Origin of the sequence: Pantoea sp. JGM49 (assembly GCF_018257655.1) — a bacterium.
Classification (GTDB): Bacteria; Pseudomonadota; Gammaproteobacteria; order Enterobacterales; family Enterobacteriaceae; genus Pantoea; species Pantoea communis.
In genome coordinates, this window is the sequence record NZ_JAERJM010000011.1 from 145215 (window position 1) to 166690 (window position 21476).

Annotated in this window: 19 protein-coding genes; 10 read left to right on the forward strand and 9 right to left on the reverse strand. The window is 53.2% G+C overall.

What is annotated here, in order from left to right:
- Positions 1-85 precede the first annotated feature (85 nt).
- Complete coding sequence (locus JK231_RS18685; RefSeq protein WP_211729233.1) at positions 86-1156, forward strand: colicin-like pore-forming protein; 1071 nt, start codon at positions 86-88, stop codon at positions 1154-1156.
- A gap of 4 nt (positions 1157-1160) precedes the next feature.
- Here JK231_RS18685 and JK231_RS18690 read toward each other — a convergent pair whose 3' ends face one another.
- Positions 1161-1502, reverse strand: a complete 342-nt coding sequence (locus JK231_RS18690) for a colicin E1 family microcin immunity protein (protein WP_211729234.1) — start codon at positions 1500-1502, stop codon at positions 1161-1163.
- A gap of 374 nt (positions 1503-1876) precedes the next feature.
- On the reverse strand, positions 1877-4207 hold the full coding sequence (locus JK231_RS18695) for a Tex family protein (RefSeq protein ID WP_211729252.1): 2331 nt from the start codon (positions 4205-4207) through the stop codon (positions 1877-1879).
- Between the two features lie 204 nt (positions 4208-4411).
- Between JK231_RS18695 and greB the strand changes: the two genes are divergently transcribed.
- Entirely contained in the window at positions 4412-4900 is a 489-nt protein-coding gene (gene greB, locus JK231_RS18700) for a transcription elongation factor GreB (RefSeq protein WP_160833810.1), read from the forward strand.
- Between the two features lie 123 nt (positions 4901-5023).
- Here the strand turns inward: greB and yjbE are convergent, their stop codons facing one another.
- On the reverse strand, positions 5024-5266 hold the full coding sequence (gene yjbE / locus JK231_RS18705; protein WP_097119379.1) for an exopolysaccharide production protein YjbE: 243 nt from the start codon (positions 5264-5266) through the stop codon (positions 5024-5026).
- A gap of 514 nt (positions 5267-5780) precedes the next feature.
- Between yjbE and ompR the strand changes: the two genes are divergently transcribed.
- Both ompR and envZ read left to right on the forward strand, forming a co-directional pair.
- Positions 5781-6500, forward strand: coding sequence for a two-component system response regulator OmpR (gene ompR, locus JK231_RS18710; RefSeq protein ID WP_001157751.1), 720 nt, complete (start codon positions 5781-5783; stop codon positions 6498-6500).
- On the forward strand, positions 6497-7855 hold the full coding sequence (gene envZ / locus JK231_RS18715; protein ID WP_058960579.1) for a two-component system sensor histidine kinase EnvZ: 1359 nt from the start codon (positions 6497-6499) through the stop codon (positions 7853-7855). The genes ompR and envZ overlap by 4 nt, the downstream gene beginning before the upstream one ends.
- Positions 7856-7999: 144 nt before the next feature.
- On the opposite strand, the gene pckA is transcribed toward envZ, so the two are convergent.
- The 5 genes from pckA to JK231_RS18740 all read right to left on the reverse strand — a co-directional run bounded on the left by pckA (position 8000) and on the right by JK231_RS18740 (position 14063).
- Positions 8000-9619, reverse strand: a complete 1620-nt coding sequence (gene pckA / locus JK231_RS18720) for a phosphoenolpyruvate carboxykinase (ATP) (protein ID WP_211729235.1) — start codon at positions 9617-9619, stop codon at positions 8000-8002.
- Between the two features lie 269 nt (positions 9620-9888).
- A complete protein-coding gene (gene hslO / locus JK231_RS18725; RefSeq protein WP_211729236.1) occupies positions 9889-10761 on the reverse strand; it encodes an Hsp33 family molecular chaperone HslO in 873 nt (290 codons plus the stop codon).
- Positions 10762-10786: 25 nt separating this feature from the next.
- Positions 10787-11188, reverse strand: a complete 402-nt coding sequence (hslR, locus tag JK231_RS18730; RefSeq protein ID WP_160833813.1) for a ribosome-associated heat shock protein Hsp15 — start codon at positions 11186-11188, stop codon at positions 10787-10789.
- Between the two features lie 13 nt (positions 11189-11201).
- A complete protein-coding gene (gene yrfG, locus JK231_RS18735) occupies positions 11202-11870 on the reverse strand; it encodes a GMP/IMP nucleotidase (protein WP_038644273.1) in 669 nt (222 codons plus the stop codon).
- 51 nt (positions 11871-11921) lie between these two features.
- Positions 11922-14063: an intracellular growth attenuator family protein gene (locus tag JK231_RS18740; protein ID WP_211729237.1), complete on the reverse strand. Its 2142-nt coding sequence runs from the start codon at positions 14061-14063 to the stop codon at positions 11922-11924.
- A gap of 397 nt (positions 14064-14460) precedes the next feature.
- On the opposite strand from JK231_RS18740, the gene nudE reads away from it, so the two are divergent.
- Positions 14461-15027: an ADP compounds hydrolase NudE gene (gene nudE, locus JK231_RS18745; RefSeq protein ID WP_211729238.1), complete on the forward strand. Its 567-nt coding sequence runs from the start codon at positions 14461-14463 to the stop codon at positions 15025-15027.
- Between the two features lie 50 nt (positions 15028-15077).
- On the opposite strand, the gene mrcA is transcribed toward nudE, so the two are convergent.
- Entirely contained in the window at positions 15078-17627 is a 2550-nt protein-coding gene (mrcA, locus tag JK231_RS18750) for a peptidoglycan glycosyltransferase/peptidoglycan DD-transpeptidase MrcA (RefSeq protein ID WP_034819629.1), read from the reverse strand.
- Positions 17628-17869: 242 nt separating this feature from the next.
- Here mrcA and pilM point away from each other — a divergent pair, with 242 nt between their 5' ends.
- The 5 genes from pilM to hofQ are packed head-to-tail and all read left to right on the forward strand — an operon-like array spanning position 17870 to position 21285.
- The gene (gene pilM / locus JK231_RS18755; RefSeq protein ID WP_160868900.1) at positions 17870-18679 is read left to right on the forward strand and encodes a pilus assembly protein PilM; all 810 of its coding nucleotides are present in this window, start codon (positions 17870-17872) and stop codon (positions 18677-18679) included.
- Positions 18676-19221: a PilN domain-containing protein gene (locus JK231_RS18760; RefSeq protein ID WP_237448854.1), complete on the forward strand. Its 546-nt coding sequence runs from the start codon at positions 18676-18678 to the stop codon at positions 19219-19221. The genes pilM and JK231_RS18760 overlap by 4 nt, the downstream gene beginning before the upstream one ends.
- A complete protein-coding gene (locus tag JK231_RS18765) occupies positions 19214-19708 on the forward strand; it encodes a hypothetical protein (protein WP_097119710.1) in 495 nt (164 codons plus the stop codon). Before JK231_RS18760 ends, JK231_RS18765 begins: the two co-directional genes overlap by 8 nt.
- Positions 19698-20084 carry a HofP DNA utilization family protein gene (locus tag JK231_RS18770; protein WP_211729239.1) on the forward strand — a complete coding sequence of 129 codons (387 nt, stop codon included), beginning with the start codon at positions 19698-19700 and terminating at the stop codon, positions 20082-20084. The genes JK231_RS18765 and JK231_RS18770 overlap by 11 nt, the downstream gene beginning before the upstream one ends.
- The gene (gene hofQ, locus JK231_RS18775) at positions 20020-21285 is read left to right on the forward strand and encodes a DNA uptake porin HofQ (protein WP_211729240.1); all 1266 of its coding nucleotides are present in this window, start codon (positions 20020-20022) and stop codon (positions 21283-21285) included. The genes JK231_RS18770 and hofQ overlap by 65 nt, the downstream gene beginning before the upstream one ends.
- The last annotated feature ends 191 nt before the right edge of the window (positions 21286-21476 follow it).

Below are 21476 nucleotides of genomic sequence, written 5' to 3' on the forward strand. Positions count from 1 at the left end.
TTGATTGTTATGGGTGGATAAACCATCCAGACCTTGTAATATTGAAAACATATAGCACAACACTTTTTTCATTAAGGAGATGTATATGAATGGATATGGTGATGGTACCAACTGGAGCTCTGAACGCGGCAATGGTACTGGGTATAGTGGCAGCCAAGGCAATGCGGGTAACGGGGCAGGGAGTTCTTCTAATGGGAAGGCTTATGGTGGTGGATTGTCTGTTAATCCGAAAATAGGCGAGAAACAGGCCAAAAAACTAGGTATCAATCCTGCTGAATTTGTAGGTTATACATTAGGTATTAACGGCGAGCTAATAGGCATAACAAAACACAACTTGGGAGATGCATACGGTGTAAATTTAGGTTATCCAGAAGAGTCGACACTTTCCCCCGGGCAGCAAAATAATTCAGCTCCTGGAGGTAGTGTACCTTATAATTTAGATATATCTGATGCTCGCGTTACTGCGTTGAAGAAAATTATTCAAAAAAATGCTCGTTTAGCAAACTCCACTCAGTCTGGTACTAGCATTACCGCTGCGAGGCAAGCGACATTAAAAGCCAAGTTAGAATTGTCAATTATCATGGAGGCTAGGAAATTACAGCCATCATATTCTGATTTGCAGGATGGTATAAGACTGGTAACAGATTTTTATAAAAATTTATCAGAGCGGATTAGTGCAAGGGTATCGTTTCATGCGCAGTACTTCACTGAAGAAATAAAAGGTAAGAAATTAAGAAGTGTCAACGATGCAATAAAATCTTTTGAACAATACAAAGTTTTGAACGGATCTAAGTTTAACAGCGCAGAACGTAAAAAATTGGGGGATGCTGTTAGAAAAATTGATTATGTAACGTTTGCTCGAGATTTGAATCGATTTAGTAGAGGGTTAGGGTTCTATGGTGCAATTTCCGACTTTATAGATGTCATTAAGGAGATTGCATTGGCTACTCAGACTAATAACTGGAGAAATGTTATCGTCAAACTTGAGAAGTTAGTAGCAGGAAAATTGGCGGCCGCATTAACTGCATTCGCTTTCAGTATTATACTCGGCACTGGAGTAGGCATTGTCGGATACGCAATCATAATGGCACTCGTTGGTTCTTTAGTTAACAATTCATTGATCAATAATTTGAATTCTAAAATGGGTTTTAAATAGAGGTTTAAGCCGGGGGATTCCCGGCTTTACTTAACTTCATAATGAAAAATAGAATGCTTAGAGGAATGGCTAATGTAAAGCAAATCAAAAAATAGATAGCTTTTATTCCTTGCATTCCCGTGTCATTTTCAAAAAAACCAGTGGTCCAAAAGGTTTTAGATGTGAATTTCAATGCAAAACTTTCGATAGTGAATTTTGCAGAGGGAAATAGAATCCCACAAACTGCAAGAAAGATTAATCTGGAGTTTTGGCTGATATCTATAGCTGCATCACGCATAATTACTGTAGTGATGACAAATAATAGCATTCCTAACGCAGCATTTTTTATATAGTATGACTTTGTCATTTTAAGTCCTTTTGTTATTACCATTCATCCTTTGAGTGGTCTATATTTCACTATTAGAAGTAAACTTACTGTGCTGTAAATCATATTTTTCTAATTTATATTCTCTCAAGAATTACATGTTTAACCATTCAATTCTTTTGTGATTATTTGGCCTTGCAATTTATCTGGCACAACAATTCCCGATTCTTTCCTAAAACAGCCAAAAAGATCCTTAGGCTGAGGAGTTTCTTTACTATATCTGGTAATAGATTAGCGTTAGCTTTTCTTATTATTAGAGCAAAGAATCCAGAGTGGAAAGGCTCTGATGCTTAATAGGACAGCATCAGAGCACATGGCTACAAAGTGATAAATTCAGGTGCTATTTGGTAAGGCAATTAGCGCTTCTTACCGAACGCGGCGGCCAGTGCATCACCCATCGCGCTATTGCCAGCTGGCGAATTAGCCGGCTTGCCGCGTGCTTTGTTATTGGCCGCGGGACGTGCATTCTCTTTGCCGCTGCTGCGATTATTGCCGCCGCGCGCATTGCTCTCGCCGGGCTGTTCGTCAAGACGCATGGTGAGGGAGATGCGCTTACGCTGCATATCCACTTCCATCACCTTCACTTTGACGATATCGCCCGCTTTCACCACCTGATGGGGATCTTCGACGAACTTGTCTGACAGTGAAGAGATGTGCACCAGACCATCCTGATGCACGCCGATATCCACGAAAGCACCAAAGTTGGTGACGTTGGTGACCGCGCCTTCCAGAATCATGCCCGGCAGCAGGTCGTTCAGCGTTTCCACGCCTTCGGCAAACTGCGCGGTTTTGAACTCCGGACGGGGATCGCGCCCCGGTTTCTCCAGCTCTTTCATGATGTCGGTGACGGTTGGCAGACCAAAACGCTCGTCGGTGAAGTCGCGCGCGTTAAGATCTCGTAACCCACCCGGGTTGCCCATCAGTTCGCTCAGCGCCTGTTCAGTCGCGGCCAGAATACGTTCGACCAGCGGGTAAGCTTCCGGGTGCACGGTGGAGGCATCCAGCGGGTTATCGCCGTGATTGATGCGCAGGAAGCCGGCGCACTGCTCGTAAGCTTTTGGCCCAAGACGGCTGACTTTCAGCAACTGCTGGCGATTCTGGAAGCGGCCGTTCTCATCACGCCAGGTGACAATGTTCTGCGCCATCATGCGGGTTAAGCCTGCCACGCGCGTCAGCAAGGCGACTGAAGCGGTATTCAGATCCACGCCGACGGCGTTTACGCAGTCTTCCACCACCGCATCCAGCTTCTTCGCCAGTTGGCTTTGGCTCACATCATGCTGATACTGGCCGACACCGATGGATTTCGGATCGATTTTCACCAGCTCGGCCAGCGGATCCTGCAAGCGACGCGCTATGGAGACGGCGCCGCGAATGGAAACATCCAGATCCGGGAATTCCAGCGCGGCCAGTTCCGATGCGGAGTAGACCGATGCACCAGCCTCACTGACAATCACTTTCTGCGCGTTGATCTGCGAGAACTGCTTCTGCACGTCGAGGAAGAAACGCTCGGTTTCACGTGAAGCGGTACCGTTACCAATCGCCACCAACTCCACCTGGTGTTGGATGCACAGTGCTGCCACAACCGATGCGGCTTTCGCCACCTGCCCGGTGTGCGGATAGATGGTGTCATGTGCCACCAGTTTGCCGGTGGCATCCACCACGGCGACTTTCACGCCGGTACGCAGGCCCGGATCGAGGCCCATGGTGGCGCGCATGCCTGCCGGAGCCGCCATCAACAAATCGTGCAGGTTGCGGGCGAATACGTTAATCGCTTCATCTTCTGCGCGTTCGCGAATGGTGCCCATCAGTTCGGTTTCGAGATGCAGCAGCACTTTGATGCGCCAGGTCCAGCTCACCACCGCTTTACGCCAGCTGTCTGCCGGAGCATTGTTCAGACGCAGTTGCAGGTGATCGGCGATCAGCGTTTCACCGTGGCTTTCGCGCGGCGCTTCTTCGAATTGTGGATCGGCGTTCAGAGAGAGTTGCAGCACGCCTTCATTGCGACCACGGAACATCGCTAGCGCACGGTGAGAAGGAACGGTACTGAGAGGTTCGTGGTGATCGAAGTAGTCGCGGAATTTCGCGCCTTCTTCCTCTTTACCTTCCACCACACGCGCTACCAGATGCGCGTTTTTCCACAAATAATCACGCACTTTTGCCAGCAGCGTGGCGTCTTCGGCAAAACGTTCCATCAGGATATAACGTGCGCCATCCAGCGCTGCGCGCACATCGGCGACGCCTTTATCCGCATTCACATAGCTTGCAGCCAATGACTCGGGTTCCTGAGAAGGATCGCTCCATAGCGTTTCAGCCAGTGGCTCCAGGCCCGCTTCGATGGCGATCTGCCCACGCGTGCGACGTTTCTGCTTATAAGGCAGATACAGATCTTCCAATTCAGTTTTGTTCAGCGTGCCATTGATGGCCGTGGCGAGTTCTGGGGTGAGTTTGCCCTGCTCGTCGATGGATTTCAGAATTGACTGGCGGCGATCTTCCAGCTCACGCAGATAGCCAAGGCGGCTCTCCAGCTGACGCAACTGGGTATCATCCAGCCCACCGGTCACTTCCTTACGATAACGTGCGATAAACGGCACGGTGTTCCCTTCATCCAGCAAGCTTACAGCGGCGTCAACCTGGTCGGCGCGAGCCTTCAGCTCACTTGCGATAATCTGGCTCAGTGAATCTTTCATCATCATTAACAATGCTTACACAGGGTTGGAAAACAGGGGACAGTTATACGGATTGGGGCGGCAAATTGCCAGCCGGGGACAGGTGAATCCGTCTTTTTCTGAATGCAGCGCGCACATCGCTGTGCACACCTTGCTGAGAGCAAAGCAGTCGCTTATTGTTGGCCTCTTTGCAGTAACGATACCTTGTTATCACGAGTAGACGTCATGAAAACCCAACTGATTACCCGCGAAGGCTATAACAAATTACGTGCCGAACACGACTATTTGTGGAACGAGAAGCGTCCGGAAATCACCAAAATTGTCTCCTGGGCGGCCAGCCTTGGTGATCGTTCAGAAAACGCCGATTACACCTACAACAAGCGCCTGTTGCGGCAGATAGACCGCCGTGTGCGCTATCTGCGCAAATGCCTCGCCGATCTGAAAATTGTCGATTATGCGCCGCAACAGGAAGGAAAGGTGTTCTTTGGTGCCTGGGTTGAGGTGGAAAATGAACAGGGTGATGCAAAGCGATTCCGCATTGTGGGGCCGGATGAAATCTATGGCGATGCGGTTAAGGATTACATCTCCATTGATTCACCGATGGCCCGTGCGCTGATCAAAAAAGAGGTGGATGACGAAGTCGTGGTGAATACGCCGGAAGGACAGAAAGTCTGGTTTGTTAACTGCATCGAGTATGTGAAGAACCCAGAGTAAAAAAGAGGCGGAGAATAATGGCTTGGGTAAAAAAGCCTTGGGTGCAACTTATTCTCCGGTGGCGAAATGGGCTGGCGTAGAAGGGGGGAGCGCCGCAGCATTGCCGCGCCTGAAAGATTTGGATTATTTGCCTGGCGTTGTCGCGGTGGTGGTCGATGTGCTGCTGGTGCCTTTGTCACCGCCGCCCATGGTTGCCAGTGCCACCCCTAACAGTGCACCCACGGCACCCACACCCATCGCGTCTGAATTGCCTTTGGCGGTAGTGGAGGCCTCGGCTCCCGCCGCTTCACCCGCGCTGGTGGCCGCATGAGCCTGAGAAAGGCTGACCAGCACCAGTACACTCAGCAAGACCGCAGTTTTTTTCATTTTTTTCTCTCCAAAGATGCGCAATATCAGCAGGAACCCTTGCAGTTTCTGAGATCGTTGTGCAGGAAGAAAGTGCTGATTACTGTCTGATTAATCAGACTTTATTTAACACTGGCATTATCTGGCGCGAGATGCGTATTGTTCCGAGAGCAGATGAGCACTGAAAACGAAAAGAGCCAGATATTATGCTGCGAATGATCGCCCATCGAATGATTCTGGCCTGTCGACTTAAGCCAAATGGCCCCAAATGCTGTGATAACGAGCGGTCTTCGGCCCAGTGATCCATTTTCGAAAAGAAAACCGCGTAAATTTTCGGATTAGCGCTAAGCGGCTGGAAAGCCCCGATAAAAAGCGGGAGACAACGCGCATTTCAGGGCTTAAATTAAATATAAGCTGCTGTTTAATATGCTTTGTAACAATTTCGGCTAGAATATAAACCATTAATAACTGTCACATGCAGGCATCTTTTTTACACAATATTGACTCAGGCAATGGCGCCTTTGGGAGTTGAACAATGCAAGAGAACTACAAAATTCTGGTCGTCGATGATGATATGCGTTTGCGCGCACTGCTCGAACGCTATCTCACCGAGCAGGGCTTTCAGGTGCGCAGTGTCGCCAACGCCGAGCAGATGGATCGTCTGCTAACTCGTGAATCATTCCATTTAATGGTGCTGGATCTGATGTTGCCAGGCGAAGATGGCTTGTCCATTTGCCGCCGTTTGCGCAGCCAGAGCAACCCGATGCCGATCATTATGGTGACGGCAAAAGGCGAAGAAGTGGATCGTATCGTTGGGCTGGAAATCGGCGCTGATGATTACATTCCGAAGCCGTTTAACCCACGTGAACTGCTGGCCCGTATTCGTGCCGTGCTGCGCCGTCAGGCCAATGAATTGCCAGGTGCGCCTTCACAGGAAGAAGCGGTTATCGCCTTCGGTAAGTTCAAATTGAACCTCGGCACGCGTGAAATGTTCCGTGAAGATGAGCCAATGCCGCTGACCAGCGGTGAGTTTGCAGTGCTGAAAGCACTGGTGAGCCATCCGCGCGAACCGTTATCACGCGATAAGCTGATGAACCTGGCGCGTGGTCGTGAATACAGTGCAATGGAACGTTCTATCGACGTGCAGATTTCCCGTCTGCGCCGCATGGTAGAAGAAGATCCGGCGCATCCACGCTACATCCAGACCGTTTGGGGTCTTGGCTACGTCTTCGTTCCGGACGGCAGTAAAGCATGAGGCGATTGCGCTTCTCTCCTCGCAGTTCGTTTGCCCGCACCCTGTTATTGATCGTTACCTTGCTGTTCGTCAGCCTGGTAACGACCTATCTGGTGGTGTTGAATTTCGCCATTCTTCCAAGTTTGCAGCAGTTCAATAAAGTCCTCGCTTACGAAGTGCGTATGTTGATGACCGATCGACTGCAGCTGGAAGATGGCACGCAACTGGAAGTGCCACCTGCCTTCCGGCGTGAAATTTATCGTGAACTGGGTATTTCGTTGTACACCAACGCAGCGGCAGAAGAGAGTGGCCTGCGCTGGGCACAGCATTACGAATTCCTTAGCGAGCAGATGGCGCAACAGCTGGGTGGCCCGACCGATGTCCGTGTCGAGGTTAACAAGAATTCCCCCGTGGTCTGGCTGAAAACCTGGTTGTCGCCAGACATCTGGGTGCGTGTGCCGTTGACTGAAATCCATCAGGGCGATTTCTCGCCACTGTTCCGCTACACCCTGGCGATTATGTTGCTGGCGATCGGCGGTGCCTGGCTGTTTATCCGCATTCAGAACCGACCCCTGGTCGACCTGGAGCATGCAGCGCTTCAGGTCGGTAAAGGCATCATTCCTCCTCCGCTGCGTGAGTATGGCGCATCGGAAGTGCGTTCCGTAACGCGAGCCTTTAACCAAATGGCGGCGGGCGTCAAACAGCTTGCCGATGACCGTACGCTGCTGATGGCGGGTGTCAGTCATGATTTGCGCACCCCTTTAACACGCATTCGTCTCGCCACCGAGATGATGAGTGAACAGGATGGCTATCTGGCCGAGTCGATCAATAAAGATATCGAAGAGTGCAACGCCATCATCGAGCAGTTCATCGACTATCTGCGCACCGGGCAGGAGATGCAGACCGAGCGCGCCGATCTCAACAGTGTGTTGGGTGAAGTGGTGGCGGCGGAAAGCGGCTATGAGCGTGAGATTGAGAATGCGGTGATGCCGGAAGAGTTGATGCTGGATATCAATCCGCTGTCGATTAAGCGTGCCGTGGCGAATCTGGTGGTGAATGCCGCGCGTTATGGCAACGGCTGGATCAAAGTCAGCAGCGGCCAGGAACTGAATCGCGCCTGGTTCCAGGTGGAAGATGATGGTCCGGGTATTAAGCCCGATCAGCTTCAGCATCTGTTCCAGCCTTTTGTACGTGGCGATAGCGCACGCAGCACCAGTGGCACCGGCTTAGGGTTGGCGATTGTGCAGCGTATTATCGACGCGCATGAAGGCTCGCTGGAGATAGGTGAGAGCGAGCATGGCGGATTGCGCATTCGCGCGTGGTTGCCGATACCGGAGAATAACGGTACGGCGTTAGTCAGCACGCATCACAGTTAACGCTTCGCTCAGATAAATGTGGAGCGATGACTGTTTCGCCTGCAGGCATCCGCGACTGGCTGCGTAGCCCTCAGCACCACAGTTGAAAAATCACGCCGCTTAAGACTGAGTATCAATGAGCCGCCATTTGGCGGCTCATTCACTTCACAACTGCGGGCCAGCCTGAACCAGCGCTTTGCCGGCATCGTTATCGGTATACTTCTCAAAGTTGGTGACAAAACGCTGCGCCAGACCCTGCGCGGCCTCATGCCACGCGGCTTCATCCGGCCAGCTGCGACGTGGATCCAGAATCGCATCATCGACTTTTTCCAGGGTCGCAGGCATCTGCAGGTTAAATACCGGTAGCGTTTCCATCGCTACGTCGTCCAGCTCACCCGCCAGAATCGCATTGATGATGGCGCGGGTATCTTTCAGTGAAATACGTTTTCCGCTGCCATTCCAACCGGTATTCACCAGATACGCTTTTGCACCCGCCGCTTCCATACGCTTCACCAGCGCATCGGAATATTGCGTTGGATGCAATGTCAGAAAGGCCGCGCCAAAACAAGCTGAAAAAGTCGGCGTTGGCTGGGTGACACCACGCTCGGTGCCGGCCAGTTTGGCGGTAAAGCCCGACAGGAAGTGGTACTGGGTCTGTTCTGGCGTTAAGCGCGAAACCGGCGGCAGTACACCAAAGGCATCAGCGGTCAGGAAAATCACGCGCTGCGCATGGCCCGCTTTGGATACCGGCTGCACGATGTTTTCAATGTGCTCAATGGGATAGGAAACGCGCGTATTTTCTGTTTTGCTGGCATCGGCAAAATCAACGCTGCCATCCGCTCGCACCACCACGTTCTCCAGCAGGGCATCGCGGCGGATGGCGCGATAGATTTCCGGCTCGGCTTTCTCCGACAGATTGATGGTTTTGGCGTAGCAGCCACCTTCGAAGTTGAAGACACCATCATCGTCCCAACCGTGTTCGTCATCGCCAATCAGCTGGCGATCGGGATCGGTGGACAGTGTGGTTTTACCGGTGCCAGACAGGCCGAAAAACACCGCTACGTCACCCGCTTTACCCACGTTCGCCGAGCAGTGCATTGACGCGATGCCTTTCAGCGGCAGCAGGTAGTTCATGATGGCGAACAGGCCTTTCTTCATCTCGCCGCCGTACCAGGTGCCGCCAATCAGCTGCATGCGTTCGGTGAGGTTAAAGGCGACAAAGTTCTCAGAGTGTAAACCCTGAGCCTGCCAGTCCGGGTTGGTGCATTGCGCGGCGTTCATCACCACAAAATCCGGCTTAAAGGAGGCCAGCTCGGCTTCATCAGGGCGGATAAACATGTTTTTGACGAAATGCGCCTGCCAGGCGACTTCCATCACAAAACGCACACTCAGGCGGGTGTCGGGATTCGCACCGCAGAAAGCGTCGATGACAAACAGACGTTTGCCAGAGAGTTGTGCGGTGCAGCGATCTTTCAGCGCCTGCCAGGTTTCCTGCGACAACGGCTGGTTGTCATTTTTACCGTTGCCGACATCATTCCACCACAAGGTGTCACGCGTGGTGTCATCGCGCACGATGTACTTATCTTTTGGCGAACGTCCGGTAAAGATACCGGTATCCACGGCAATGGCGCCGCTCTGCGTCAGGGTGCCTCGCGCATAACCTTCAAGTTCCGGGCGGGTTTCTTCCTGAAACAGCGTATCAAAGTCAGGGTTGTACACCACTTCTGTGGTGCCGCTAATGCCCAAAGCGGCAAGGTCTTGCGATGTCAGGCCGTGAACGCGCATGTGGCTGCTCCTTAGATCGATGCTTCATAGCATTTTTATGAGGGGGTCTGCGTCCTGTCGTGCATGGCCGGACAGGGCAGATCGCGCGCAGTGTACACGTCTGAGCAGGGCGTAAAAGTGAAGAGAGTTAAAAATGCGAGCTGGAACGTGACAAGCAGTGAATTCTGCCAGTTAAGAAACTAAAGTCAGTGTAAGTTAGTTAAATTACGCGGAAGTTGATGGGTTAATTTCTGACAGAAATGCGGGCGGCGATGCCGCCCGTAGGGGAATTAGTGCAATTGATCGCTGTTATTTGTAGGTGCGTTGCGAATCGCGGCGATGTCTACGGCATCGTAAACATAATGCGAACCGCAATAGTCGCAGTGCATATCGATCTTGCCATCCTCTGCAAGGATTTCGTCCACTTCTTCAACCGGCAGTGTGTTCAGTACTTCGCCACAGCGCTCGCGTGAACAGGTGCATTTGAAACTGACCGGGGTCGGATCAAACACCGTGGCCTCTTCCTGATGATACAGGCGCCACAGCACATCCGTCGCGGGCAGCTCAATCAGCTCTTCGCTCTTCACGGTTTCGGTCAGAGTGGCCAGATGATTAAAATCATCCTGGCTCGGCTCTTGTGCAGGCAGTACCTGCAACAGAATACCGGCGGCGCCTTGATCGCTGGTACGAATAAACAGGCGAGTTGGCAACTGCTCAGAACGCATGAAGTAATCTTCCAGGCAGCCAGCCAGCGTATCGGCTTCCAGACCGACGACACCCTGATAACGCTCGCCTTTTTCCGGAGAAATGGTGATGACCAGATAGCCGTTGCCCACCATCTCTTTTAGGCTGCTACCCGGTGTTATATCGGCATCTTCCTTCACGCGTGCAACACCACGTAATTCCTGCTTGTTGTTGCCATTGATCACCGCCAATGTCAGTGGACCATCGCCCTGTAACTGAACGGTGATGTCGCCATCAAATTTCAGCGTTGCGGTCAACAAGCTGGTCGCGACCAGCAATTCACCCAGCAGGTTTTTCACCGGTTCGGCGTAGTCGTGGTTTTTGACAATCTCACGCCAGGTTTCGGATACGTTGACCAACTCGCCGCGAACGGCGACATTTTCGAACAGGTAACGGTGCAGTTGATCTTGAACAGACATAGTGTTTCTCTCGTTGGGGCGACGGTTATTCATCGCCCGACAATTTAAATTTCATCAGATCGCGGCGCTCTTTTTTATCCGGGCGGCGATCGGGGTGCGGCATGGTCAGAGCATTCATTTTTCGTGCCAGCGCCGTTTTTTCACGCTTCTCAATGCTGGCGGCGGTCTCCGCATACATCTCTTGCGCCTCAGTAGCAGGGCGACGTTGATCGCCAATGGCGGTGATCACTACCGTTCGCTCATCGTTGCCCTGACGCAGCGTTAACTCGGCATGCAATTCCACGGTTTTACTCGGCTTGCTACGCTGGCCGTTGTAATGCACTTTACCGCCTTCGATCATTTCGCGAGCCAGCGCGCGCGTTTTATAAAAACGTGCAGCCCACAGCCATTTATCGAGGCGGACACCTTCGCTGGTTTTTTCTTTCATTGCGGCTCCTGCTTTAACGCAGCGTTTCACACAACTGGCGATAGTCTCGCACTGCAGCATGACGCTGGAAAGATTGATCGGGCCGACCGGAATCCGGATTGCTGACGCCTAAACACCAGCGAATGCCCCAGCGTGCCGCCGCATCGAGGATCGCTTCGCTGTCATCAATAAACAGCGTGCGCTCGCTATCGAATGCAGTTTGCTGCTGAACGGCCTGCCAGAGACGTGGATCCTCTTTCGGATACCCAAAGGTATGGGTAGAAAGTAATAAATCAAGGTGGGGAGCCAAACCGGTTTGCTCCAGCTTTACCTCGAGGTTGTACGGATGCGCATTGGTCAGCAAAATGGTGCGTTTACCCGCAGCACGTAGTGCCTGGAGTAGCGGCAACGTATCCTCGCGCATGGCGGCACGGTGACGTTTTTCCCATGTCATGGCGCGGATATCCAAGGCCAGTTCTTGCGACCAGTAATCAAGACAATACCAGTTTAGCGTATGCACTACGGCTTGATACTTTTGCTGAATCAGCTGATGTGCCTCGGCCAGCGTGATATCACGCTCGCGGCTCAGGGTTTCAGGAACGTGTTCCAACCAGAAATGGCGGTCGAAGGCGAGATCGAGCAGCGTGCCATCCATATCCAGCAGCACGGTATCAATCCCGGACCAGTTTAGCGTCATCGTCATACTCTCTCGCCCTAAAAAATAGGGCGACAGGGTAGCACAGAAGGGAAGGGCTCAGAACAGTGAGCGCACGCTCTGCATAGTGCTCAGATTGTGATTGAAGCACTTGTCGTAATACTGCTGAATTTCCACCATGCGCAGGCGATTACGATGCACACGTCGCAGGGCCAGTAGCCCATTGGTGACGCCGCAGAGGATCAGCACCAGCATCAATAATGCGGTACCGAGGTATCGCCATTGCGCCATCGCATCCGGTTCATTGTGCAACGCAATGTGGCGTGTGCCGTTAGCGTCAGTGGTGATGCTGGTAATGATGCCGTTGGCAGCAAACGGCGTGTGCAACAGCATGCCGGACATGCGTTGTAATTCGCGCCATTGCGATGGTGCATCAAGATCAAACAGCGACACGGAAGGCTGTGGCTGATTCACCATCTGACGACCCTCATCACTCACTATCAGGAAGCCGCCCGGTGGTGGGCTATTCAGATTTTCTGCTGCACGACGGGTTTCACGCGAGAAGAAGGTCGAGGTCGCGGTATTCACCAGGTTCTCCAGCGCTTCCGCACTGACCGGGCGTAACAGCACGTTCATGCCGTTAAGCTTGCCGGAATCTGCGCGGTGGATCAGTGAATCCCAATCCTTAGCATTGCCCAGATTCACCAGGGCATTTTTCAGCCGGACGCAATCTTGCTGCTGGCTGCACAGATCCTGTGTTTTCAGCACTAAATCAGAGAAATCATCCAGCAGAATCATGCCCGATTTCTGTATCGCGGAGGCGAGCTGTGGGTTGAGTTTCGGATCGGTGTTGGTTTCCGGATGCAGCTGACGTGTGGTGGTATCAAGCAGAGCGGCAGCTTTATCGATGATATCCGACTGCGGCTGCGGCAGAGGTGCTGCGTTATTCCAGTAAATGGCTGAGCAATCGAACGGCATATACGCATAGCTGCGATTGCTTTGATAGTTGCCCGGTACGGAACACATGCCGGTTCCGCTCACCTTCAGGTTGTCACCGATGTGCAGCGGCAGGGCGTTGAGTTTATCCACGCTATTCACTTCAATGCTTTCGGTGCCTTTTACCCATGCGAGGCTGAGCTTGATTGGCATACTGAGCGGAATCCAGGTAAAGAGCATCACCAGCAGCACCAGCGAACCACATGCCAGCACCAGATTTTTGCGCCAGCGCTGAACTGGGAAGTTGCGAACTTCATCGTGCAGGGAGAGGAAACGCCCCTGTCGCACCACTTGCCGATTCAGATAGATGTCGACATCCGTCACCTGGCCCAAATCGTGCGCCACATAGGGTTGCCAGTGGGCGGGATAAATTAAATCGATAATGCCCAGCGAGATATTGCTCTGCTCCTGATTGGATTCACCAAACAGGCCCCAGCGTTTCGGTGCTCCGCGCAAGCAGTGCACATCGCGCAGCCCTTTTTCACCCGGGAAGCGGTAAAGGAACCACAAGCTAACCGCAATCATTGCGCAGGCTGACAGGGCAATCCACAGCATCAGGCTTCCGGGCAGCACCAGGCTGAGGAAGAACAGCAGGAAGGCAAAGCAGATAACAATGGCCTCGCGCGTGCCATCCGGCCGCGATAGACGGTACTCTTCCGGCGACTCTTTACGCACTTGCAGCAACTCGACATTTTCGCTCTCCTCTTTACGAATAGAGGCGTTGGTCGACATTGAGCGCACCAGCGGCGGCAAGGCGGGTTGTTCTACGGCATAGTTTACTAACGAGTGACCGTTGAGTGAGATCACCAGCGGCAGCGTTTGAGTGCGGATCAGCTCAACATAATTCTCTTCCGCAATGTACTGCTCCCACAGCGGTGGCAGATGCACTTCCACTTCATCGAGGTAGTAGCGCCATTGATGCGCATCATCCGTTGAGAGACCATAGCGAGTGATGGAACGTGTGACAGGATAAACATTGCTGCTCTGCGCCGTGAGCGTCAGGGATTTGGTTTCACGCGACTTCTTTGAGGAGCGGGCAGTACTCTGTTTTTGCTGTTTCGCCAGGGACGCAATGTACGCTTCAACAGCATGACGTTCTTCATCAGTGAGTTTGCGGCAGGGGGGGCTTATAAACGGCAGCGGTTTCGCCAACGGCGGACGATGCCGCATAGCGTACCAATAACCTATTCCTGCTATCAGAGAGCAGGCCAGCATGACAGCCAGAATGGTGATAAAAGTGCTCATGCTTTGCTCAATCCAGCCAAAAAACTGCCTTCACGTTTACGATGTGCTCCCGATGGAACCATTATTACCAGTCAATTTTGGCGAGCATAAGTCATTCTTACAAGAAAAAACTCAGATAAAATAACGCGCAAAATCATTGAATTATAATTTATTAGATTATTCCTTAATGGGATGTTAACCACAGGACACTCAATTAAATATCGGTATTTTCTGAATTTAACAAAACCCCATTGACTTATTGTGAAAATTTAAGTGTATAGATAACAATAAGTTGTTAGCAGGCGTAAGCAAATGTGTGTCACGATGCTTTCCCTGCGCTGCGTGTCGCACATTGCTGCGGGCTTCGGTATGCTGGCGTCATCGCGATTCACAAGGCTGTGCTAAGTTTGAGGCTGATATGAAAACTCCAATGAAAAAACCTGACATCCTCAACGTGGAAGCGGTGGCCCGCTCCCGCTTGTTTACTATTGAAGCGGTTGATCTCGCTTTCAGTAACGGTGCACGCCGTGTCTATGAGCGTATGAAACCTTCCAACCGGGAAGCGGTGATGATTGTGCCGATTCTGGGTGATGATGTGATCCTGATTCAGGAATATGCCGTGGGGCTGGAAAGCTATGAGTTGGGTTTTCCTAAGGGGTTAATTGACCCAGGCGAAAGCGTGTTTGAAGCCGCAGACCGTGAGTTAAAAGAAGAAGCCGGCTTTGGTGCCCGAAAACTCGAAGCGCTGGGTAAACTCACTATGGCTCCGTCTTACTTCTCCAGCAAAATGAACATTGTGGTGGCTGAGGGGTTGTATGAAGAGAAGCTGGAAGGGGATGAACCTGAACCGCTGATTGTGCACCGCTGGCCGCTCAATAACCTACTGGCGTTGCTGGACGAGCCAGATTTCGGCGAAGCCAGAAATGTCAGTGCGCTGTTCCTGGTGCGTGAGTGGCTGGTGAAGCAGGGACGATTGACCTACTGAATACGACAAGTGCGCAATAAAAAAGCCGGCGAATACGCCGGCTTTTTTGATCAGAACAGTTCGTGGCTTTGGCCGTTGTCCATGAGTGTGGTGCCCACATCATGCACTGAATACTCCGTTGGCTGAGTGCCATTGATGAAGTACTCCTGACGGGTATTGCCGCCACCGTTGGCCAGCTTGCCCGTACCGCGATCGATCGTCACAGTGACAACGCCATCTGGCGGTGTCAGCGGCTGTACCGGCACGCCATCCAGCGCAGATTTCATGTACTCATCCCAGGCAGGCTGAGCACTCTTCGCGCCGCCTTCATAGCCAGAAATCTGGTCAGGAATCGCGCCTGACATGGTCGAGCGGCCCAGCGCGCGTGAATCATCAAAACCAATCCACACTGAGGTCACGACACCAGGGCCGTAACCCGAGAACCACGCATCCTTTGAACTGTTGGTGGTACCGGTTTTTCCGCCAATATCGTTACGCTTCAGGTCACGACCCGCACGCCAGCCTGTCCCCATCCAGCCTGGCTCACCGAACACGTTGGAGTTCAGTGCGCTTTTGATCAGGAACGACAGCGGTGTATTAATCACATGCGGTGCGTATTGCTGGTCACCTGCGGGTTGCGGCTGAGCAGGCACTTGCTCCAGCTCCGGCTGTGGCACCGCCTGATTCTGCGATTGATCGGAGGTCGCGACGTTTTCCACGCTCTCTTCGCTCAACGCCAGCGATTTTTTGGTATCACCGTAGATCACCGGCAGATTGCACTGTGGGCAGGCAATCTTCGGTTTCTCTTCGAACACTACGCCGCCTTGTTCATTCTCAATTTTGGTAATGAAGTAAGGATCGACAAGGAAGCCGCCGTTAGCCATCACGGCATAACCGCGCACCACCTGCATTGGGGTAAACGAAGCCGCACCCAGTGCCAGCGATTCGGTATGGATGATGTTCTGTGCTGGGAAGCCGAAGCGCTGCAGATACTCTGCGGCGTAATCCACACCCATCGCACGCATCGCACGTACCATCACCACGTTTTTCGACTCACCCAGGCCCTGACGCAGGCGGATAGGCCCCGCATAGGTCGGCGGTGAGTTTTTGGGGCGCCAGTCGGCTCCGGCACCCGCATCCCAACGTGAAATAGGCACATCATTCAGAATGGAAGCCAGCGTCAGTCCACGGTCCATCGCGGCGGTATACAAGAACGGTTTGATGTTTGAACCAACCTGACGCAGTGCCTGTGTCGCACGGTTGAACATACTCTGGTTGAAGTCGAAACCACCGACCAGCGCGCGTACCGCACCGTCTTCTGGATTGAGCGAGACGAGGGCCGAGTTGACCAGCGGCACCTGACCTAACCACCAATCGTTATCGACTTTACGCACCCAAATCTGCTGGCCTGCCTGCAGTACCTGCGTCACGCTGCGGGGCGTCGGGCCTTGTAGCGTGTCGGATTTGTAAGGACGCGCCCAGCGAACGCCCGCCATACTCAGAGAGACGCTGCTGCCGTCTTTCATCATCGCGGTGGCTTCATCGGCCGTGGCAGTGGTCACCACGGCGGCATTCAGTGGACCGTAGGTCGGCAGATCTTTCAGCGCGTTTTGAATGCGGCTCTTATCCCAGCTTGCTTCGCCCACTTTCCACAGCACGTTGGTCGGGCCGCGATAACCATGACGCATGTCATACGCCATCACGTTATTGCGAACAGCTTGTTGTGCGGCCTCCTGCAGATGACGCGTGACGGTGGTATACACTTTGTAGCCATCATCGTAAGCGGCATCACCATAGCGTTTCACCATCTCCTGACGCACCATTTCGCTCAGATAAGGTGCGGAGAAGGCAATTTCGGGACCATGATAGGTTGCGACCAGCGGCGTGTTGCGCGCGGCATCATATTGCTGCTGCGTGATGTAATTCTGGTCAAGCATACGCGCCAGTACCACATTACGACGCGCCAGCGCGCGCGCATGAGAGTAAAGCGGGTTAAAGGTTGACGGTGCTTTCGGCAGACCGGCAATCATCGCCATCTCACTCAACGAAAGCTGATCAACCGGCTTACCGAAATAGACCTGTGCAGCCGCTCCGACACCATAGGCGCGGTAACCTAGATAAATTTTGTTGAGGTAGAGCTCGAGGATTTCATCCTTGCTCAGCAGTTGTTCAATGCGAATCGCCAGGAACGCTTCCTTGATCTTACGCATCAGCGTGCGTTCAGGGCTAAGGAAGAAGTTACGCGCCAGCTGTTGCGTAATGGTACTGGCACCCTGCGAAGCATGGCCGGACACCAGCGCGACGCTGGCAGCACGGAAAATGCCCACCGGGTCGACACCATGGTGCTCATAGAAACGGCTGTCTTCGGTTGCAATGAACGCTTTGATCAGCTCAGGCGGCATCTGTTGCAAGGTGAGCGGCACGCGGCGCTTCTCACCGTACTGGGCGATCAGTTCGCCATCCGCGCTGTAAACCTGCATTGGGGTTTGCAAACGCACGTCTTTCAGCGTGTTCACATCAGGCAGCTGCGGCTCTATGTATTTGTACAAACCATAAACCGTGCCTGCTCCCAGCAGAATGCAACACACTGTAAGAATCAATAAATACTTTACGAACTTCACCTGAGAATTCCCATCTGTTGTCGTTTGGGCAGTTTATAAACAATCGCGCGGTAGTATAAAGGCAAGCCTGACGCTTTGATATACCCGTCATACTTCGAGCGGCAGCTACGTCGGCTGCGCGAGCTCACCTTAGACGCTGACTTCGGTAAGCGCCTGAGTAATAGTTCGTTTTCCGCCTTGCCGCCACTCGAAAGATTGAGGGTCTCTCTTTTTTTACCTTAAAAGATAAGGAGATCGCGCATATGGCTTTTCAGCGCTGGCAAATTGGATTGGACATCCAAAACGGGCAACTTTGCGCCCTGGGCATTGAACGCCGACGTCATGGCTGGCAGTTACGCCATTGGTGGCAGCAACCGCTGCCGCACGATACGTTACGCAACGGCGTGTTGCAAACTACCCCACTGTTACAGGAGATGTTGACGCGCTGGCAGCGCCATCTGCCGAAACGCTATTCACTGCGAGTTGGCTTGCCCCCGCAACTGGTGTTGCAGCGAACATTGCCGCTGCCAGAAACCTCGCTCAGTGAGCCAGCAATGAGCCGTTATGTGGCATCCTCGGCGCCACGCTTGTTTCCGGTTGAACCCGCCACGCTGTCGATTGACTACCGCTCGGCACGCAATGCAACGCAACTGTGCATTACGGCGGCTCGGCGTGAAGTGATTGCGCAGTGGCTGGCGCCCTTAAAGGAGGCTGGCCTGCGACCCGATGTCTTTGAACTGAGCAGCCTGGCGTTGACCCAAATCGCCATGCGCATGCCGCTGCATCGTGACCAACTTTTAATCCATCCGCTTAGCGATCACTGGCTATGGACGTTAGCCGGTGAGCCGGGCACATCAGGCGCGGCCACAGAGCCTCTAACGCTGGCGAAACTGCGTGAAACCTTCCCTCAGGCATCCTCCATCTTTTGCACCTCGACCTACAGCCTGGCTGAACCCAGCGTGGCGCACTGTCAACCGCTTTCATTACTGCATTACCGGCAGCCGCCATTGCCCGCGCACGAAGGGGAATTTGCCATTGCGCTGGGTCTGGCGCTGCGCCCGGAGGATGCATGATGCTGGCCGTCAATTTATTACCCTGGCGCGTCCGGTTGCAGCAGCGCCGCCGCCAGCAAAGTTTTTCCCTGCTGGGATGCGTCCTGCTGGCGACTGTAATGATGGTGCTGTCGTTATGGTGGCGCGGAAGCCAGACACAGGGCCAGATGCACAGGACGTTGGCGGATATCAGCCAACAGCATGAAGCGTTGCAACGCCAGTTGACGCGACAGCAACTGCTGCTGCAGCAACGCGATGAGCTATTAGAGACGCAGCGGATACGGCATCGTAAAAAGGATGAGCATCAGCGCTGGCAACAGTTCTGGCTGCGCTTGCCAATGTTGATGCAGGACACGCTTTGGCTCAAACGGGTGGAGCGGCGCCAGGGCGTCTTGCTGTTCGAGGGGCAGGCGCAGAGCATGATGGCGATCCAGGATTTTCGTCATCAATTGATGCGGCAGCCGCTGTTTGCCACGGTTAAACCGGCCAGCGTGCAGCGCCAAACCGCTGGGCACTATCGATTTGTCTTGCGCGCGCGGATGCAGGAGAACATCGGTGAATGATGCATTACAGCGCTGGCTCGCTTTAGCCCTGATGTGGCGGATTGCCTGCCTGTTAGGCATGTCTCTGCTGCTGATGCTTATGGCGTGGTGGATTTTGCTTCGCCCGCAGCAACAGGTCCATGCTGCCCAATTACGCCAGCAGGCGGTGATGTCACAACAGATGATGCAGCGTCAGCAGCTATTGGCTGCACGACCTGCCATCAACGTGCTGGAACAGGAAATCGCACGGTTACAGCAACCCATGAGTGGCGTCACTGAGCAAGCTACGCTTGAAGCTTTGATCACCGCGCGCGGCGATCAACTGGAAAGCTGGCTACCGGATAATCAGCCGCAGCAGTTACAGCTGCGGCTCGGCTGGACGCAATTTGTTCCGCTGTTTTCTGAGCTGTCATTGACTCGCCTGCCTGTACCGCAGCGCTTTGAACTCAAAGAAGAGCAGGGAGCGCTGAACACACAGCTGTGGCTGGAGGATGGAGATGCGCCATAGTGCATGGCTGTTAGTGCTGTGGAGCGGCTTTACGCTGGCACGCGATCCCTTTCAGCCGCTGCCCGAGGTGCAATGTCGGATGCAGGTAGCTGAACCTGATGGCTGGCGGTTGCAGGGCATTATCGGTACTCCCACGCGCTATGTTGCCTGGCTACGCTCACCAGAAGGAAAAAATCATCGGCTTGGCCCTTCGGCTCGGTTACCGCGCTCAAGCTGGCAGGTGGCAGCATTAACCGCGAATAGCATGACCTTGCATGTCGCGCAAAGCTGCCCGCCGCAGCAAATCATCTGGTCTATAAAAGGAGGATATTATGAAATGGATGACACTACTGCTGTGCCTGAGTTTGAGCCTGCCCCTGCCCCTGCAGGCAAATGAAGAACGCTTAAGCCTGGTGTTTGATGATGCCCCCGTTGAACGTATTTTGCAGGCGCTGGCAGATTATCAACAAACCAACCTGCTGATTGCACCTGGCGTTGAAGGGCGCTTATCACTGCGCCTGGAAAATGTAGGATGGGAACGCGCACTGGCGCTGGTGACCCGGCTGGCAAAACTCACCGTAGTGCAGGAAGAGGGCGTGCTGCTGGTTTATCCCGAAAGCTGGCAACAGATGCAGACACAACAGGCGAAAACAGAACATGAGGAGCGGCAACAGCAACTTCCTCTCGAACAGCAGTCCGTCACGCTGCATTACGCCAATGCCAGCGATGTCTATCGTAGTCTGCAAGCGGAGCGTTCACTCCTCACTTCACGCGGCAGTGTCACGGTCGATAGCCGCACCAACAGCTTGTTATTGCGTGACACCGCCGCCGCGTTGCGTGACGCCTCGCGCTGGTTGCGCGCGCTGGATATGCCACTCGAACAGGTCGAGTTGTCTGCCCACATCATCACCATCAATGAAGAGCATCTGCGTGAGTTGGGAGTGAACTGGCACACCGCACCTGCCCAAAGTGTGACGGCAGCCTTGCATCATCCACAGCTGGAGATCCCATTGGCGGTAAATAATCCTGCTTTGCGCGCGGGCGTTACGCTGGGTCAGGTCAGTGGCGGATTGCTAAATCTGGAACTCAGCGCGCTTGAGCAGGAGAACCAAATTGAAATCATCGCCAGTCCGCGGCTTTTTACCTCTCATCAGCAAACCGCTTCCATTAAACAGGGAACCGAAATTCCTTACGAGGTGAAGTCGGGCAGCAGTGGTGCAACGGCGATTGAATTTAAAGAGGCAGTGTTAGGGATGGAAGTGACGCCCATGGTGCTGGGGAATGGACGGATTCAGTTAAAACTGCGCTTAAGCCAGAACATGCCGGGGCGCAGCCTGAACGTGGGTGAAAGCAGCGTGCTGAGTATTGATAAGCAGGAAATTGAAACCCAGGTGACGCTGCGTGATGGCGAAACGTTGGCGCTGGGCGGGATTTTTCAACAACAGCGCATGCAGACCGAGCAGCGGGTACCTTGGTTGGGTGAACTGCCCCTATTGGGAACGCTGTTCCGTCAGCAAACCAAAGAACATAAAAAGAAGGAGTTGGTGATCTTCATTACCCCCAGACTGGTCAGGGAAGCAGCGCTTACAGCCGGATAAAGCGGAAAATTCACTCTGATTTGCCATCTGCGTTGACGCAGGGCAGGAATTAGCTTACAAGGTTTAGCGATTTTTAAAACGGTGTAGCGGAACGCGGCAGGATAACCTTCCGATGGGCGTCAGTCACAAGCGATACTGGCGTCAGAATATATTTTCCTTAAATAATTTGAGTTAAAGCGCGGTGGTGAAAG